The organism is Pseudochelatococcus lubricantis, from assembly GCF_011762225.1.
In the GTDB taxonomy this organism is placed as follows: Bacteria; Pseudomonadota; Alphaproteobacteria; order Rhizobiales; family Beijerinckiaceae; genus Pseudochelatococcus; species Pseudochelatococcus lubricantis.
This window is the reverse complement of record NZ_JAASQI010000004.1, coordinates 369,445-385,956: the sequence shown is the minus strand read 5'-3', so window position 1 is coordinate 385,956 and position 16,512 is coordinate 369,445. Positions and strand designations below refer to the sequence as shown.

The window sequence follows — 16,512 nt, the reverse complement described above, 5'->3', positions numbered from 1 at the left end:
AGGGAGCTGTTCATGCTTGATGCAAAGAAGCTACTTGATGCGCTCATCGGTTCTGCCGCCGCCGGTCCTTCTTCTGCCGGTGCGGCTCCTGCCGAAGGAACGCCCGCTGCCGGCGGAAGCGTCGGCGATCTGCTGGGCAGCGTCATCGGCCAGTTGACCGGCGGAACGGGCGGCCAACCCGGCTCCATCACCGAGACGGGCGCGGATCTGGTCAGCCAGGCGCGCCAGTATCTCGACTCGCCGGAGGGCCGCAACATTGCCAGCGCCGTTGCGGGTGGCCTTGCTGGCCTGCTGCTCGGCTCGCGCGGGTCGGGCAAGTCGATTGCCGGCTCCGCCGCAAGCCTCGGCGGCATCGCCCTGATCGGAGGGCTGGCCTACAAGGCCTATCAGAGCTGGCAGAACGGCCAGCCGGCCTGGGCAGGTCAGACCGCGATCGAGGCGCCGCCGCGCGACTCCGCCTTCGGTGCCGATGCCGTCTCTCAGGACACGGCGCTGGTGCTGGCCCGCGCCATGATCGCGGCTGCGGCTTCGGACGGCCAGATTGATACGGAAGAGCGCGGCCGGATCATCGGCAATCTGACGAAGGTCGGTTTCCAGGCGGAGGCCACGCAATTTCTGGACCGCGAGTTCGCCAACCCGGCGTCGATCACCCAGCTTGCTTCGGCGGCGACCAGCGAGGAACTCGCCGTGCAGATCTACACGGCGTCGCGGCTTGCCATCGAGCCGGATACCGAGGCCGAGCGCGCCTACCTGCAGGAACTGGCGGACGCGCTTTCTCTCTCGCCGGATCTCGTGGCGCACATCGACGCCGGCGCCACTGCCGCGAAGGTGTGACGGGCGGAATGGCGGACGGGACGGTCGGCGCACCCGGATGTTAATGCGTTTGTGCAACCGTGAGCAGCGTTCCGCGCATCGCTCGGACGGTTGATTTGTGGCGCCGATCTGCGCAAAGGTGTTGCCGGACGGAAATCCAATAAGGATGCGCGACAAAGCGCCCGGGAAAACGCCAATGACGCCAGCCATCGGTTCCTGTTGCCGAACGTTCTTCTGCCATTGTCGGCTCGCGCCGGCGGCGTGGCGGCTGTGCGTTGCGCCATCCATGCGATTGTCTTGCGGGGGAGCGGCCATTCCGGATGGCCGCTCCCCTTCCTGTTTTTGATAGGCGTGCGAACCGCCGGGGAGCGGTTTGATGAATTGGAAAATGATGGACAGGCGAGGATGAAACGAGCTGTAGACCGGCGCGTCGTCGGGGAGAAGCACGGACTGAGCCACAGCTTTGGAGCGGCGCAACGCAGGGCGCTGCAAGAGGGAGCGCCATGAGCACCATCCACGAACGCCGGCGCGCTTTCCGCAAGCTGCACGAATCGTCGGGCACCCATGTCCTGCCCAATCCGTGGAATGTCGGCACGGCGCGCTATCTGGAGCACCTTGGCTTCAAGGCGCTCTCCACCACCAGCGCCGGTATCGCCTTCGCAGACGGTTTTCCGGATACCGACTGGGCCGTGCCGCGTGGCGTCATGCTCCAGCACATCCGCGAGATCGTGGCGGCGACGGACCTCCCGGTCAGCGCCGACTTCGAGTCCGGCTATGCCAACGAGCCGGAGGATGTCGCGCGGAACGTGCTGATGTGCATAGAGACCGGCGTCGCCGGCATCATGATCGAAGACACGACGCCCGATCACCAGCATCCGTTCTATCCGCTGGAACTGGCCGTTGATCGGGTCCGGGCGGCACGCGCGGCCATTGACGCGAGTGGCACGGGTGTGGTGCTCACGGCCGGCGTCGAGCGGCTCACCAACAACCACGAGGAATCGCTTGCGGGCATCCTCGCTCGCCTCAAGGCCTATGTCGCGGCGGGGGCCGAGGCCGTGCACGTGCCGGGTGTCGTCAACCCGGCTGATATCACGGCCATCGTGAAGGCTGTCGCGCCATGCCCCGTCAGCATCGTGGTGGAGCCGGAATGCGGGCTGACCATCAAGAACTATGCGGAACTCGGGGTGCGCTGGCTCAGCAGCGGGTCGGGCATGTGCCGCGCCGCCTGGGGCGGCTTCATGCACGCGGCGGAAGAGATCGCGGCCAGCGGCTCCTTCTCCAGCCTCCGGAGCGCCGTACCCTTCACGCAGATCAACCAGTTCTTTCGGCAGGACCTGCGCAAGGGCCGCAATCGCAGCCGGGGCTGAGGCGGCGGGCATGTGGTCGCTGATGACCTGGCGTGCCTTGTCGTCGGTAAGGCCGCGGCCACCTGTCGAACGTCTTCGTCTGCCAGTTAAAGAGTCCGCTCAAATTTGACGACCCGTCGACATGCAGTCCACTATCGCCTTGACAGAACTCTGGAGCGCCAGACGTTCTGATGCAATCAAACTATGCACTCTAAAATTTATATTTTACAGAAACTTGCGTTCAAGTCGATGGATCGACTTGAACGCAAGCTGTTCTGGACGGACGTGCTCAAGGGTTTCGGCTTCTTGATTCGGTCGAGATGCGAAAACGCTATACTGTTCCCACACGCAGCAGGTCGAGGATGTGAACGATGCCGACCGGGCGGCGGTTATCGTCGGCGACGATGAGCGCGCCGACCTTCGTGCGCTCGACGATCTGCACCGCCTCGCCGGCGAGGGTATCGGGCGAGATGACCTTGGGCGTGCGGGTCATCACCTCGTCGACGGTGCGTGTGGGCAGGTCGTTCGTCATGTGGCGGCGCAGGTCGCCGTCCGTGATGATGCCGGCGAGCGTGCCGTCCGCATTGTCGACCAGCACGCAGCCGTAGCCCTTTGCGCTCATCTCGACCAATGCCGGCGCCATGCTGCTGCCGCTTCGCACCAGCGGCAGCATGGGGCCGGTGTGCATGATGTCGCGCACGAAGCGCAGTTGCGCACCGAGCCGCCCGCCGGGGTGGAACACCTTGAAATCCTGCGCCGAGAAGCCGCGCGCCTCGATCAGCGCCACGGCGAGGGCATCGCCGATGACGAGCTGCATGGTGGTCGAGGTGGTGGGGGCGAGGCCGTTCGGGCAGGCCTCCAGCGCCCGGGGCAGGATCAGCCCGATGTCGGCCGCGCGCCCGAGTTCCGATTCGGCGTTCGACGTAATGGCGACGAGCGGGATACTGAAGCGCTTGGCGTAGGTGAGGATCGCGCCGAGTTCCGCCGTGTCGCCGGACCATGAAAGCGCGAGGACGATGTCGTCCGTCTGGATCTGGCCGAGATCGCCGTGGCTCGCCTCCGAGGGGTGCACGAAATAGGCCGACGTGCCCGTCGACGACAGGGTGGCCGCAATCTTCCGCCCCACATGGCCGGATTTGCCCATGCCGGTGACGATCACGCGCCCGCTCGCTTCGCGGATGCGGCTTACCGCCGCCCGGAACGGCGCGCCAAGCCCGTCGCGCAGCGCCTGCGCGAGCTGATCCAGCCCGCGGCGTTCGGTTTCGATGGTGTCGAGGGCGGAGGTGAGGGCGTCGAAAGGTGCTTTGCGGGCGGCCGGCATGGCGGCGGGGTCCTCCAGTGTGGAAATCAGGTGCGGCGTGCGGCGGATCAGATGTCGATCCAGCCGCGCAATTCGCGCCGCACGACATGGGCGATGACGGCCATGCCCTCTGGCGTGTCGTTGAGGCAGGGAATGGCGGCGAAGCGTTCTCCGCCGTTTTGCAGGAAGATGTCGCGATTCTCCACGCCGATTTCCTCCAGCGTCTCCAGGCAATCCGCCGAGAATCCGGGCGTGATGATGGCAAGCCGCTTCACGCCGCTCTGCGCCAGCCCCTTCACCGTTTCGTCCGTATAGGGTGTGAGCCATTCCTCGGTGCCGAAGCGGGACTGGAAGGTGAGCAGCAGCCGGTCCGGCGCCAGCCCCATCGCCTCGCACAGCAGCGCGTGGGTCCGCAGGCACTGGCTGCGGTAGGGGTCGCCTTTCAGGATGTAGCTTTTGGGAACGCCGTGGAACGACGCGAGGATCTTCTCGGGCTCGAAGTCGAGCGAAGCCAGCGCCTGCCGCAGGCTCGTGGCGAGCGCGTCGATATAGACCGGTTCGTCGGAGTACGGCGGGGCGACGCGGATGGTCGGCTGCCAGCGCATCGTCATCAGCGCCTCGAAGGCCTTGTCGCAGGCGGTCGCGGAGGTGGCGGCGGCATACTGCGGGTAGAGCGGCACCAGCAGGATGCGGTCGCAGCCCTGATCCTGCAGGAACTGCAGGCGGCTCCGGACGTCGGGAAGGCCGTAGCGCATCGCCCAGTCGACAGTGATCCGCGCCGCCTGTTCCGGTGCCCCTCCGGCGATGATTTCCGCGAGTTTCTCGCTCTGCGAGCGGGTGATGGTCTTCAGCGGCGATTCGTTGCGTTCCCGGTTCCAGATGCTCTCGTAGTCCCGCCCCTTGGGGCCGGGGCGCTTCGTCAGCACGATCAGGTTGAGTACAGGCCACCAGATCAGGCGCGGGATCTCGATCACCCGCCGGTCGGACAGGAACTCCTTCAGGTAACGGCGCATCGACCAGTAGTCGGTCGCTTCCGGTGTGCCCAGATTGAGCAGCAGGACGCCGATCCGCCCGCTCCTGAAGACGGGAAATTCGTCGGCGGCAGGCGCGGTCGGCGCAACGGCTGGCGGCATGCGGAGTCCCCTTGTCGGTTCGCCCTGCGGTGCGCGGGGCCGCCAACATGTAATGCGATTTGCGCGCCGATCCAACCTCACAAGCGCGTGGCGAACCCATGGCAAAATGGCCGCGGTGCAAAACGGCCGCCGCGTAACCGGCTTTGAACATGGCGCTTTTTCAGTTGTTTTTGCTGCTTCTAAAGTGTTAAGCTGCTGAAATTATTTGATTATTTCTCTTGATTCCGTGGCGCGGGAAAGCTACTTGTTGCCCTGTCTTACCGAAAGTTAACGCGCTCGGCCCCCGTGCGGGGCGTGAGCGCATCCGGATCGTGTGCGGTTTTCCTGAGTTGTGGCGCGATGAGTTTGGCAACCTTTCACTATGACGACGGTCGCGAGCCGAGTGGGCTGCCGCGCTGGATTCTGGCGGCCGTGGTGGCTCTGGCGGCGCATGGCGGCCTCGTCGCGCTGGTGAATGCGTGGGGAAAGAGCGAGCAACTGCCCAGCAATCCGCCGGCGGCGATGATGCTTGAGCTGGAGCCGATGGCGGCGGCGCCCGAGGTTGTCCCGTCGGAAGCAGCAGAACCTGGCCCGGTGGCCGAGGAAGCGCCGCCCATGGAGGATCTGCCGCCGGTCGAGGACGTGCCACCCATCGAGGAGCCGGAGCCGGTGCCCGAAACGCCGCCCGAGCCCGTACCCGAGCCTACTCCCGAGCCTGTCGTCGAGCCCGAGCCGCTGCCTCCGGAGCCCTTGCCTCCGGAGCCGGTGCCCGAACTCGTCGAGACGCCGCCGGTGCCGGAGCCGGCGGTTACCCTGCCGCCTCCACCCCCGCCTGCGCCGCGCCCGGTGGTCGAGAAGAAGCCCGAACCCAAGCCTGAGCCAAAGCCCAAGCGGGAACCGAAGCCGAAGCCGGAGCCGAAGAAGGAGGCCCCGGCAAAGCCGGCGCCCAAAAAGACCTCCGACAAGCCACAGGCAGAACGCACCACCGCGCCGCCGGCCTCTCAGGGGCGGCCAGGCGCGCGCTCCGCCGCCTCGGAGGGCGGCGCGATCAACCCGTCCGCGACGCCGCCGTCGTGGCGCAGCCGCCTTGTCGCCCATATCAAGCGCAATCAGCGGTATCCCGCGCTGTCGCGGCAGCGGGGAGAGGAAGGCATCGCGCATCTTCAGTTTACGATGGACCGGGCCGGCAGGCTGCTGTCTTACAAGATCGTCGGCTCCTCCGGCGCTCCGCTGCTTGATCAGGAAGTAACGGCCATGATAAAGCGCGCCGAACCGTTGCCGGCCGTTCCGGCGGATGTGCAGGGATCCCGGCTGACCTACACCATCCCGATCCGTTTCGATTTGCGATGAACTGAGAGCGTATGACCATTTCCGGCGACGAAGCGACGCGGGCCCCGGCTGTCGCGAGCGACACGCAGACGGGCCTGTCGCGCCAGTATGCCCGTTTCATCGCGGTGCGCGTCGCCATTCTGGTCGTCCTCTTGGTCGTGGTGGCTCTGTCCTTTCTGGCCGATGTCGCAACGGGGACGTCCAGTCTCACGGTCGGCGACATCCTGCGCGGCCTTGTCGCGCCGGAAGCGCTCAGCCGCTCGCAAGCCGTTATCCTGTGGGACGTGCGCCTGCCCTACGCGGCGATGGCCGTGCTCGTGGGGGCGGCGCTCGGTCTCGCGGGTGCCGAGATGCAGACCGTGCTCAACAACCCGCTGGCGAGCCCTTTCACGCTCGGCGTGTCGGCGGCGGCGATGCTCGGCGCCTCCGTCGTCATCGTCTTCAACGTTCTGCCCGCCTGGCTAGACCAGAATTACGGCGTGGCGCTCGGCGCCTTCGTATTCGCTGTCGGCGCGACCATGCTGATCCAGGGGTTGTCGCGTCTTTACGGGGCGACGGTGGATACTGTCGTGCTGTTCGGCATCGCCATGGTGTTCGTGCTGAACGCGCTCGTGGCGCTGATCCAGTTCGTCGCCGACGCGGATGCGTTGCAGCAGGTGGTGTTCTGGAACATGGGCAGCCTGACACGCGCGACATGGGGGAAGATCGCCATCGTCGCCGGCGTGCTGGCGCTGTGCCTGCCGGCATCCATGATGCATGTCTGGGCGATGACGGCGCTGCGCGGCGGCGAGGACCATGCGCGCAGCTTCGGCATTCCGGTGGAGCGGCTGCGGCTTCTCGTCATGCTGCGGGTGAGCCTGCTCGCCGCGGCGGCGGTGTGCTTCGTGGGCACCATCGGCTTCGTCGGCCTCGTCGGCCCGCACATCGCGCGCCTCGCGCTCGGCGAGGATCATCGCTTCTACCTGCCCGGTGCCGCGCTCGCGGGGGCACTGGTGCTGTCGCTGGCCTCCATCGCCAGCAAGGTGCTGGTGCCAGGCCTCATCCTGCCGGTCGGCATCGTCACGTCGCTCGTCGGCATCCCGCTGTTCATGGCGCTCATCCTCACCCAGCGGAGGCGCGCATGAGCGATGCGGCGGGCGGCCCGCTGCGTTTGGAGGACGTCAGCGTCGGCTATGGCCGCACGCCGGTGCTCTCGCATCTCGACATCGGCCCCGTGGCGCCCGGTTCGCTGGTCGCCGTGGTGGGCTCGAACGCGGTGGGCAAGTCCACGCTGCTGAAGGCCATCGCGGGCCTGCGGCCTGCTACTGGCGGCATCCGGCTCGGCGATACCGACCTTGCCCGCCTGCCGCTGGCGAAGCGCGTACGCCTCGTTGGCTATCTGTCACAGTCACTGCCGCAGCCCACCTCGCTCGTCGCCTACGAGGCGGTAACGAGCGCGTTTCGCGCCGTGCGCGGCGATCTGTCCGCGGACGAGGTTGAGCGGCGGGTCGAGGAGGTGTTCGCGGCGCTCGGCCTGCGAGGGCTCGCGCTGCGGCGCCTGTCGGAGATGTCGGGCGGCCAGCGGCAGATGGTGGGGCTGGCGCAAGTGCTGGTGCGCAAGCCACCGCTGCTGCTGCTCGACGAGCCGACCAGCGCGCTTGACCTGCGCTGGCAGCTCAACGTGCTGGAAACGGTGCGCGGCATCACGCGCGGCGAAAACGCGATCTGCCTGATCGCCATCCACGATGTCAATCTGGCGCTGCGTTTCTGCGATGCGGTGATCGTGCTCGGCGGCGGCGGCGTGCTGGCGGCCGGCGCGCCCGAGGACGTGATGACGCCGGACCTGCTGCGCCGTGCCTACGGCATCGAGGGCCGGGTGGAGCGGTGCTCGCGCGGCTTCCCGATCGTGCTGAGCGACCGCGCTCTTTCCGTTTAGTTTTTCACGCCTCCAGCTTCTCCAGCTCGGTGATGAAGCCGTCGATGACGTTGAGGCCGTATTGCCAGAAGGCGGGATCGCCCGCATCGAGGCCGAAGGGCGCGAGCAGCTCGCGATAGCCCTTCGAGCCGCCCGCCGACAGCAGCGCGAAATATTTCTCCACGAAGCCCTCGCTCGCGTTCTGGTAGATGCCGTAGAGCGAGTTCACGAGGCAGTCGCCGAAGGCATAGGCATAGACGTAGAACGGCGTGTGGATGAAGTGCGGAATGTAGGTCCAGAACGTCTCGTAGCCGGGATTGAGGCGGATCGCCGGCCCGAGGCTCTCGCCCTGCACGGAAAGCCACAGGTCGTTGATCTGCCCCGTCGTCAGCTCGCCCTCGCGGCGCGCGGTGTGAACCTTGCGCTCGAACTGGTAGAACGCGATCTGGCGCACCACCGTGTTGATCATGTCCTCGACCTTGCCTGCGAGCAGCACCTTGCGCTGGACGGGGTCGTCGGTGGCGCCGAGAATCTTGCGGAAGGTCAGCATCTCGCCGAACACGGAGGCGGTCTCGGCCAGTGTCAGAGGCGTGGGGGCGAGCAGCGCGCCCTGCGGCGCGGCCAGCACCTGATGCACGCCGTGGCCGAGTTCGTGCGCCAGCGTCATCACATCGCGCGGCTTGCCGAGATAGTTGAGCAGAACGTAAGGATGGGCGGAAGGCACGGTTGGATGCGCGAAGGCGCCCGGCGCCTTGCCGGGGCGGGCGGGTGCGTCGATCCAGCTCTTGTCGAAGAATTCGCGGGCGATGTCGGCCATGCGCGGCGAGAAGCCGGCATAGGCGCCGAGCACGGTGTCGCGCGCCTCGTCCCAGCCTATGACGCGGTTGTCGGTCTCCGGCAGCGGCGCGTTGCGGTCCCAGCTTTCCAGCGCATCCTTGCCGAGCCAGCGGGCCTTCAGCCTGTAATAGCGGTGAGACAGGCGCGGGTAGGCGGCGCGCACGGCGTCCGACAATGCCTCGACGACCTCGCGCTCCACCCGGTTGGCGAGGTGGCGGGAATCGGCGATATCCCTGAAGCCGCGCCAGCGGTCGGAGATTTCCTTGTCCTTGGCCAGCGTGTTGGTGATCAGCGTGAACACGCGCGCGTTCTCGGTGAACACCTTCGCCAATGCCTCGCTCGCATCCTTGCGTAGCGCGGCGTCGGGCTCCTGAAGCTTGTTGAGGGTTTCCTCCAGCGTCAGCCTCTCGCCGCGCACGTCGAAGCGCAGGGAGGCCAGCGTCTCGTCGTAAAGACGGTTCCAGGCGTTGCGGCCGGTGACCGATTTCTCGACGAACAGCTTTTCGATGGCGTCGTCGAGCTGGTAGGGCTTGTCCTTGGCGAGGTCGTCGAGCCACGGCTTCCAGCGCGCCAGCGGCTCGTCTGCGGCGGCCTGCGCCAGCAGCGCATCGTCGAGCCGGTTCAGTTCCAGCGCGAAGAACAGCAGGCTGGTCGAGGCGGTGGTGAGCTTGTCCTGCGTGTCGCCGTAGAACTTGGCGCGCACCGGGTCCGTCGTGTCGCCCGCATAGACCAGGCTCGCGTAGGAGGCGAGGCGTCCGATCAGGTCCTCGATCGCCTCATACTGGCGCACGGCCTCGCCGAGGTCGGCGCTGGCGCTGGCGCCGCGCAGCAGGCCATCGAGCTTGCCCGCGTAGTCCCCCGAAAACGCCGCCGACAGCGACAGCGCGCGGTCGAGGTCGGCGGCGAATGCGGGGGCGTCGATCGCGGGATAGAGATCGGTCAGGTTCCATTCCGGCAGGTTGCCGAGGGAAGGCTGGTTCGACGAGGCGGCGCTGGTGGACATGGGATGTGGGCTCCGGGCATTCGGCGGGCAAATATGAAGCGGGTTCGGGACGTACGCTCAACTTAGTAGCGTTTCCCGAAAAAGTGGATACCCCATTTTCGCTTCGTCCGCCCAACGGGTTAGCGGCTGTTAATGACCCTATCCATGGTCATTAACGGCCTCTGGGCCAGCTCGGCCGATTCGGCGAATGGCGGTGGCACCTGCCAGGACGTGCAGACGACCGCGATGTGGCGATCCACGTGGTTTTCGCGCCGCAGCGTTAACGCACGTTTAACTGTCGCCGTTGCAACGTGTTCCGAAACGGGACACGGAAAAGGGGGCGCCCCGATCCGGCCGTCCCGCTCTCTGGCAGTCTCTATATCCGGCAGTCATGGCGACCATTCTCATTGTTGACGACGAAGCGATCCAGCGCAGACGGATGGCGCAGGTCGCCGAAACGCTGGGGCACCGGACGGTCGAGGCCGAATCCGCGGCAGCGGCGCGCGCCCTGCTGACGGCGGGCGGGCAGTTGCCCGGCCGTGCGCCGGCCATCGACCTCGTGGTCGCCGACGCCGCCGCGACCGGTCGCGACGGGGCCTCCATCGCGCGCTTCGGCGCCCTGCCCGGCGCACCGCCGGTGATCGCCGCCGTCGCGCCCGGCATGGCCGATGTCGTCGCCGGCCTGATGCGGGCGGGCGCGGCGGATTTCGTCGTCAAGCCGGTGAGTCCGGAGCGCCTGGCGGTTTCTGTCGCCAATGCCCTGCGCATGCAGGCGTTGCGGCTCGATGTGCTGCGCACGCAGAACCTCGTGCAGACGCTCGGCGCACGCGCGCCTTCACCGGCCGGCATCGTGGCGGACGATCCGGCGATGGTGCGGGCTCTGTCGGTCGCGGGCCGGGCCGCGCGCGCGCCGGGCCTGCCGGTGCTGATCGAGGGCGAGGCGGGCAGCGGCCGCGAGATGTTGGCGCGCCTCATCCACGCGGGCGGGGAAGAGCGGCGCACGCGGCCGTTCGCGATCCTGCGCTGCGCCATCGCCACCCCCGCCAGCCTCGAACACGGGCTGTTCGCGGCGCGCGCGTGCGAGGCGCAGGGCGGCACGCTCTATCTGGACGATGTCGATGCCTTGCCGGCCGCCCTGCAGGCGCAGGTGATGCAGATCGTGAACGCCGGCGACGACCGTGAGCGCGCCCGGCGGACGGCTTCAGGCAGGGCGGCGCGTGGCGACGCGCGCCAGGACGTGCGGGTGATCGCCGCCACGCGCGCCAGCCTGCTGGAGGCGGTGCGCCGGGGGGCGTTCCGCGAGGATCTGTTCTATCGGTTCAGCGTGCTGCCGATCACATTGCCGCCATTGCGCACCCGGCGCGGCGACATCGGCGCGCTGGCGCACTCGTTTCTGGCCCGTTTCGCCGCCGCCGAGGGCAAGGCGGTGCGCGACATCGCGCCCGACGCGCTCGCCTTGCTGCGCGGCTATTCGTGGCCCGGCAACGTTGCGGAGCTTGAGAATGCGATGTTCCGCGCCGTTGCACTGGCCGAAGGGGACTGGATCACGACCGCCGACCTGCCGCAGATCGCGGCTCGCATGGCCGCCGATGCCGCCCGGCCGTTCACGGGGTTCCGCCTTGCGCCGGCGCCCGCGGGGGCTTGCGCCGATGAGGCGTTTGACGGTAAGGCGGAGGCGCGGGCGGGCGATCCGTCCGCGGTGACGCTGGTCGATGGAGACGGCGACGTGCGCCCGCTGGAGGCGATCGAGGCGGATATCATCCGCTTCGCCATCCGTCACTATCAGGGGCGCATGTCGGAGGTGTCGCGACGTCTGGGGATCGGGCGCTCGACGCTTTACCGAAAACTCAAGAATGTCTGCTTCGATGGCGAGGCTAACGGCAGCGCCGGGGCGGATGTCGTCGTGCCTGGCGACGGGCCGGGCCCGGAGGTCGGGCAAGAGGATACTGAGGTCGCAGTCTGAACGGCGCGTGCCGGACGAGGGAGGATGGCTATGGATCGGCGTCATGTCGACGGGGCGGGGAGCCGTCGCGGGAAGGCGGCTTCGGGCCGCGCATCCCTCGCGCGCGCGGCCGCGACCGCCGGTCTAGCGATGGCCTGCGTCGCGATGGCGGCGCCGGTTGCCGTGTCCCAGTCCCTCCTGTCGCGCGCCGCCGGCGGGGCCGATCCGTTCACCACGGGCTCGATCGCGCCGCTGGCGCGGGAGGCGAGCGTGGACCTCGCGCTGCCCTCCGCGCTGGACGGCGAGGCGCGGGCGGCCGGGGACGCACGCGACGAGCTTGGATTGCCCGTGCCGGAGGTGCCGTCGCCCGTCGTCGTCGCCGCGCCGGATCTGCCCACCATGATCGGCGCGTTCCTGCTGGGGGATGACGCGTCCCGCCTGCCGCGCGACCAGCGCGAGGCCCTCGTGGGTGCCTACGAGGCGCGGGGCTTTGCGCCCTTCTGGCTGCGCGACGGCGTGTGGAACGAGGCAGCGCGTTCCGTGCTCAAGGTGCTTGGCGACGCCGGTTCCCACGGCCTTTCGCCCGCGCGCTACCGTGTGGCGGAGCCGGTCTCAAGCGCTTTTGATGCGCTTGCCGAAGCAGACATACGGCTGTCCGTGGCGTTGGTTTCCTACGCGCGGGATGCGCGCGGTGCGCGGCTCGACCGGCGCAAGATCGGCACGCTCGTCATGCCCGCGCCGGATCTGCCGGCCGCCGATGCCGTGCTCGCCGCCGTGGCTGATCTCGCGGCGGATGCCGGCGCCGCGCTGGAGAGCTACCAGCCGCGCTCGCCGCAGTATGCGGCGCTGCGGGCGCGGCTCGCGGCGTTGAAGGGGCTCGGCCCGGACACTCCCCGCCCGCCTGTGGCGCGCCTGTCCCAGGGGCCGACGCTGAAGATCGGCATGCGCGACGAGCGCGTGCCGCTGATCCGCGCGCGCCTCGGCCTGAGCCCCGTGGACGACGCCGAGACCGCGAGCGTCTATGACGAAAAGCTGGCGGAGGCGGTCGCGGCCTTCCAGAAGGAGAAGGGGCTGCCGGGCAACGGCGCGGCTAACCGTCGCACGGTGATCGCGCTCGCGGGCGGCGAGCCGCCACCTGTCGGCGCGCGGGTCGACACGGCGCGGCTCGCGATGGCGCTTCGCATCAACATGGAGCGGTGGCGCTGGTTCCCGCACGAATTCGGCGACAGATACGCGCTCGTCAACGTGCCGGAGCAGAACGTAAAGATCGTGAACGGCGACAGGATCGTCCATACGACGGCCGGCATCATCGGCAAGCTCGACTCGCCGACGCCGATCTTTTCGGACACGATGCAATATATTGTCGTCAATCCGTCGTGGTATGTGCCGCCGTCCATCGTCAAGAACGAGATTCTGCCCGCGCTCGCGCGCGATCCCGGCTACGCGGCGCGGCGCGGCTACGAGGTGATCCGCCAGGGTGGAACAGTGCGCGTGCGCCAGCCGCCGGGGGAAAGCAACGCGCTCGGCACGATCAAGTTCATGTTTCCCAACGATCTGGCCATCTATCTGCACGATACACCCAACCGCAGCCTGTTCAAGCAGAGCAACAGGGCGCTCAGCCACGGCTGCGTGCGTGTTGACAATCCGCTGCTACTCGCCGAAAAGGTGCTCGGCAACGGCTGGACGCAGACCCGTCTCGAACGCCTGATCGGCGGCAAGGAACGCAGCATCCGGCTGGAGACGCCGTTGCCCATCCATCTCACGTACTTCACGCTGCGCGTGGAGCCGGATGGGAAGATCGTGACGTTGCCGGACGTGTATGGCTACGATCAACGCATGAAGACCGCCCTTGAAGCCGTCGACCGCGCTCAGGGCAGTCTCTAGAGCGCGTTCCGATCAGATGGAATCATCTGGTCGATCAGAATCCGCTCAAGATAAGGAAGCCAGAATCCGTCCTGTTTCAACGTAAACAGGACGGCTTCCAGGGCATCGAATTCGATGCCCGGACGAAAAACGGGGAGTGGCGGGGTGATTCGGGTTCCCGTTCGCCGCTCCGGTGCACGATTCCGGGAGGCGGGTGCCGTTTCCTTAAAAAAAGATTGTGCGTCGACAACGACATGGAGCGGCGGCCGTGAGGGCGCTTCGATGCCCGCCGCTCTAATCACCTGTCCTGTGTGCATATTTACGATTTTACCGTGTTTCTTGTGTGCAACAGGTTGATGATTTTTCCGGGTAAAGCTAACTTCTCGTTAACGCATCTGGGCAAGAGTCCGACGGTGGGGAATCGCGGTTCCTCCGAGTCGATCAATCGTAACGACGGCCATCGCGGTTATCGCGGGCAGCCGTGCAACGGGCGAGTTTTCTTGTGCATTCGACGCGCACACGGCTGATGACGCCGCTGATCAACTGGAAAGCCGACACCGCCCTCGCAGGAGGATTCGGAAGCATGTTGAAGTGGGCGTGTTACGGCGCTTTGGGAGTTGTGACCGTCGCGGTGACGCTGGTCGCGGGAACCGAGGGCCTTCAGAATGCCGTCGCCAACGGTGATACGCGCACGCTGTCCCTCTATCACACGCACACCCGCGAATCGCTGACCGTCACCTTCCGCCGCAACGGCCGCTACGAACGGGGCGAACTCCAGAAGCTCAACTGGTTCCTGCGCGACTGGCGCAACGACGAAACCACATCGATGGACCCGAAGCTGTTCGATATCGTCTGGGCGGCACAGCGTGAGGCGGGATCGAACGGCGCCGTCCGCGTGCTGTCGGCCTATCGCTCGCCCAAGACCAACGCCATGCTGCGCCGGCGCTCCAGCGCCGTGGCGAAGAACAGCCAGCACATGCAGGGCCGCGCGCTCGACTTCCAGCTCCCCGATGCGGACATGGCGCGGGTGCGCACCATCGGAATGCGCCTGCAGAGGGGCGGCGTCGGCTATTATCCCAACGTGCCGTTCGTCCATCTCGACTCCGGCTCCGTGCGGTCCTGGCCGCGGATGCCGCGCAGCCAGCTCGCCCGTCTTTTCCCGGACGGAAAAACCGTTCATTTGCCGGCTGACGGGCGGCCGTTCGAAGGTTATGAGGCTGCAAGGCAGATGATCGTCTCGCGCGGCGACCTCGTGCCCGGCATGAGCGCTGCGGACATCACGGCAGCGGCCGAGCAGCCGCAGCGGCGCCGCAGCCTGTGGGCGATGCTGTTCGGCGGCGCCGACGAGGAGGAGGATGCACAGGTTGCCGACACCTCCTCGCGCCGCCAGGTGGTGGCTTCCGCGTCGCGCAGCCAGCCGGCCGCCTACGATGACGATGGCGATGCCCGCAGCTTTTTCGTGAGCAGCCAGGCGCGCAACACCGCGCCCGCACCGGCACGGCAGGCGCCCGCGCCACAACCGCCGGCACCCCCGCCGGCCGTTACGCCGGTTCGGCAGCCAGCCCCTCCGCCGCCTCCAGCTCCGGCGCCGGCTCCTCCGCCACCGGCGCTCGCGCCGATCCCGCCCGCGCCGGTCCCGTCGCTGCCCTCCACGCCGCTTGTCATCGCGCGCAACGTGCCGATCACGCCGATTGCGCCAGCCGCGCGTGAGGTTCCCGTCGCCAGCTTCGACGGGCCGCTGCCGGTCGCGCGCCCGGTCGCCGCGCCGGAAGCGCCCGCGATCGAGGTGCCTGCGCCGGGCATCGCCGCGCCCGCCGCCGCCACGTCGGCCCTCGCCACGCTGCCGCTACCGCCGCGCCGTCCGGATGCAGGGGCGGCGGAGCCTGCCATGGTCGTCGCCGGCCTCCCGTTGGCATTCGTGCCGCAGCCGCCGGTTCGCCCCGGCGAACTCGTGCCGGAGCAGGCCGCCGCCGCCGGCGGGGACACGGGCAAGAGCGCCCTTGCCGCCATCGCCGCCGCTTCCGCCGGCGGGCGTGATCCGGCGGGCGTCGACACGTCGATCCAGACCGCGGCCCTCGCCTATGCGGCCCCGGCGCTCGTGCGGCATCCCCTGCCGCCCGCCCGCCCCGTAGCGACTTCGGCACTGGCTGTCGCGGCCGCACCGGTGCCTGCGCCTGCGCCCGCACCCGCGCGGGTGACGCCGTCGCTGCCGCCCAAGGCGGCGCCGACCGGCGCCAGCGACGAGCGTAGCGCGCTGCGCCAGCTCTTCGCCATGGCCGTGACCGATACGGCGCCGTCGCCGCGCGCGAAGGTGAGCACGGCGCGCGTAACGGCGGCGAAACCCGCCGCGCGCGCTCCTGCCCCCGTTCAGGCAGCGCCTCCGGCGGTTGTCGTCCAGATGGGCTTCTCGAAGGATGCGTCGGAACTGTCGACGAACAGCTTCACCGGCCCGGCGGTCAGGCCGCTTCCGGTTGCCCGCTTCAATCAGTGAGCCGCGTTCGCCGTGCGTCCCCGGACGCACGGCGGGCCGGCATCAGGCCTGCATGCCCAGCGCCTGGAGATAGAGTTCGAGGATTGCATCCTCCTCGGCGCGCTCTTCCACCGGCTTCTTGCGAATCTGCACGATCTTGCGAATCGCCTTGGCGTCGAAGCCGCGACCCTTCAGTTCCGCGTAGACTTCCTTGATGTCGCCGGCGATGGCTGCTTTCTCTTCCTCAAGGCGTTCGATTCGTTCGATGAACTGCTTCAGTTCGTCCGCGGCGACGCCGCTGTCGGCTACGTCTGTGACCATGTATCCTTGCTCGTGACTGGGGGCATAAGCCCGGAAACTGCGTGCCGGCTAAAACCGGTGCCGATCTTCAATGCGTCAAACGTGTTGAAATTCGGTCAAGCCGGCGCGGCATCGCCGCAGGCCGGGGTGCCGGGCGCGGCAGAATTTGTATAAGCAGGCTCGCAGCGCTTCGCCAACGCGAAATCGCTTGCGGCGCGCGGCCGGTCGTTGACAGCATCCGTGCGGATTGGCCACAACAGTCCGGCCGTCCGTTCACCGTCGCGCCCGGCAGCCGCCCGGGCAGGAGAGTAGAGCCACCATGGT

Annotated in this window: 12 protein-coding genes; 8 read left to right on the top strand and 4 right to left on the bottom strand. The window is 67.9% G+C overall.

Annotated elements, in window-relative coordinates; genetic code table 11:
- Positions 1–12 precede the first annotated feature (12 nt).
- Positions 13–834, top strand: coding sequence for a tellurite resistance TerB family protein (locus FHS82_RS10990; protein WP_166952412.1), 822 nt, complete (start codon positions 13–15; stop codon positions 832–834).
- Positions 835–1,316: 482 nt separating this feature from the next.
- Positions 1,317–2,180 carry an isocitrate lyase/PEP mutase family protein gene (locus FHS82_RS10985; protein ID WP_166952409.1) on the top strand — a complete coding sequence of 288 codons (864 nt, stop codon included), beginning with the start codon at positions 1,317–1,319 and terminating at the stop codon, positions 2,178–2,180.
- Between the two features lie 310 nt (positions 2,181–2,490).
- Here FHS82_RS10985 and FHS82_RS10980 read toward each other — a convergent pair whose 3' ends face one another.
- Together FHS82_RS10980 and hemH are read right to left on the bottom strand one after the other, a co-directional pair.
- Positions 2,491–3,480: a KpsF/GutQ family sugar-phosphate isomerase gene (locus tag FHS82_RS10980; RefSeq protein ID WP_166952406.1), complete on the bottom strand. Its 990-nt coding sequence runs from the start codon at positions 3,478–3,480 to the stop codon at positions 2,491–2,493.
- 47 nt (positions 3,481–3,527) lie between these two features.
- Positions 3,528–4,592, bottom strand: a complete 1,065-nt coding sequence (gene hemH, locus FHS82_RS10975) for a ferrochelatase (protein WP_166952403.1) — start codon at positions 4,590–4,592, stop codon at positions 3,528–3,530.
- Between the two features lie 339 nt (positions 4,593–4,931).
- Between hemH and FHS82_RS10970 the strand changes: the two genes are divergently transcribed.
- From FHS82_RS10970 to FHS82_RS10960, 3 genes are read left to right on the top strand one after another with little or no spacing between them, the layout of a single operon-like run.
- On the top strand, positions 4,932–5,921 hold the full coding sequence (locus FHS82_RS10970; protein WP_166952400.1) for an energy transducer TonB: 990 nt from the start codon (positions 4,932–4,934) through the stop codon (positions 5,919–5,921).
- Between the two features lie 11 nt (positions 5,922–5,932).
- The gene (locus FHS82_RS10965; protein WP_166952396.1) at positions 5,933–7,024 is read left to right on the top strand and encodes a FecCD family ABC transporter permease; all 1,092 of its coding nucleotides are present in this window, start codon (positions 5,933–5,935) and stop codon (positions 7,022–7,024) included.
- The gene (locus FHS82_RS10960) at positions 7,021–7,815 is read left to right on the top strand and encodes an ABC transporter ATP-binding protein (protein ID WP_166952393.1); all 795 of its coding nucleotides are present in this window, start codon (positions 7,021–7,023) and stop codon (positions 7,813–7,815) included. The genes FHS82_RS10965 and FHS82_RS10960 overlap by 4 nt, the downstream gene beginning before the upstream one ends.
- A gap of 4 nt (positions 7,816–7,819) precedes the next feature.
- On the opposite strand, the gene FHS82_RS10955 is transcribed toward FHS82_RS10960, so the two are convergent.
- The gene (locus FHS82_RS10955; protein WP_166952390.1) at positions 7,820–9,634 is read right to left on the bottom strand and encodes a M3 family oligoendopeptidase; all 1,815 of its coding nucleotides are present in this window, start codon (positions 9,632–9,634) and stop codon (positions 7,820–7,822) included.
- A 370-nt stretch (positions 9,635–10,004) separates the two neighbouring features.
- Here FHS82_RS10955 and FHS82_RS10950 point away from each other — a divergent pair, with 370 nt between their 5' ends.
- From FHS82_RS10950 to FHS82_RS10940, 3 genes are all read left to right on the top strand, one after another.
- Positions 10,005–11,576 (top strand): sigma-54-dependent transcriptional regulator, encoded by a 1,572-nt coding sequence (locus FHS82_RS10950; RefSeq protein WP_166952387.1) that lies wholly within the window; start codon positions 10,005–10,007, stop codon positions 11,574–11,576.
- 30 nt (positions 11,577–11,606) lie between these two features.
- Positions 11,607–13,439 (top strand): L,D-transpeptidase family protein, encoded by a 1,833-nt coding sequence (locus FHS82_RS10945; protein WP_166952384.1) that lies wholly within the window; start codon positions 11,607–11,609, stop codon positions 13,437–13,439.
- A gap of 562 nt (positions 13,440–14,001) precedes the next feature.
- The gene (locus FHS82_RS10940; protein ID WP_166952381.1) at positions 14,002–15,909 is read left to right on the top strand and encodes a peptidoglycan L,D-endopeptidase MepK; all 1,908 of its coding nucleotides are present in this window, start codon (positions 14,002–14,004) and stop codon (positions 15,907–15,909) included.
- A gap of 42 nt (positions 15,910–15,951) precedes the next feature.
- Here the strand turns inward: FHS82_RS10940 and FHS82_RS10935 are convergent, their stop codons facing one another.
- Positions 15,952–16,209 carry a DUF2312 domain-containing protein gene (locus tag FHS82_RS10935; protein ID WP_166952378.1) on the bottom strand — a complete coding sequence of 86 codons (258 nt, stop codon included), beginning with the start codon at positions 16,207–16,209 and terminating at the stop codon, positions 15,952–15,954.
- Positions 16,210–16,512: the final 303 nt, after the last annotated feature.

What these genes read in the sequence shown, in the direction of transcription:
- FHS82_RS10970 (WP_166952400.1), top strand. Translation starts at nt 4,932, where the DNA reads ATGAGTTTGGCAACCTTTCACTATGACGACGGTCGCGAGCCGAGTGGG.
- FHS82_RS10935 (WP_166952378.1), bottom strand. Translation starts at nt 16,209, where the DNA reads ATGGTCACAGACGTAGCCGACAGCGGCGTCGCCGCGGACGAACTGAAG.
- FHS82_RS10950 (WP_166952387.1), top strand. Translation starts at nt 10,005, where the DNA reads ATGGCGACCATTCTCATTGTTGACGACGAAGCGATCCAGCGCAGACGG.
- FHS82_RS10965 (WP_166952396.1), top strand. Translation starts at nt 5,933, where the DNA reads ATGACCATTTCCGGCGACGAAGCGACGCGGGCCCCGGCTGTCGCGAGC.
- FHS82_RS10945 (WP_166952384.1), top strand. Translation starts at nt 11,607, where the DNA reads ATGGATCGGCGTCATGTCGACGGGGCGGGGAGCCGTCGCGGGAAGGCG.
- hemH (WP_166952403.1), bottom strand. Translation starts at nt 4,592, where the DNA reads ATGCCGCCAGCCGTTGCGCCGACCGCGCCTGCCGCCGACGAATTTCCC.
- FHS82_RS10960 (WP_166952393.1), top strand. Translation starts at nt 7,021, where the DNA reads ATGAGCGATGCGGCGGGCGGCCCGCTGCGTTTGGAGGACGTCAGCGTC.
- FHS82_RS10985 (WP_166952409.1), top strand. Translation starts at nt 1,317, where the DNA reads ATGAGCACCATCCACGAACGCCGGCGCGCTTTCCGCAAGCTGCACGAA.
- FHS82_RS10940 (WP_166952381.1), top strand. Translation starts at nt 14,002, where the DNA reads ATGTTGAAGTGGGCGTGTTACGGCGCTTTGGGAGTTGTGACCGTCGCG.
- FHS82_RS10955 (WP_166952390.1), bottom strand. Translation starts at nt 9,634, where the DNA reads ATGTCCACCAGCGCCGCCTCGTCGAACCAGCCTTCCCTCGGCAACCTG.
- FHS82_RS10990 (WP_166952412.1), top strand. Translation starts at nt 13, where the DNA reads ATGCTTGATGCAAAGAAGCTACTTGATGCGCTCATCGGTTCTGCCGCC.
- FHS82_RS10980 (WP_166952406.1), bottom strand. Translation starts at nt 3,480, where the DNA reads ATGCCGGCCGCCCGCAAAGCACCTTTCGACGCCCTCACCTCCGCCCTC.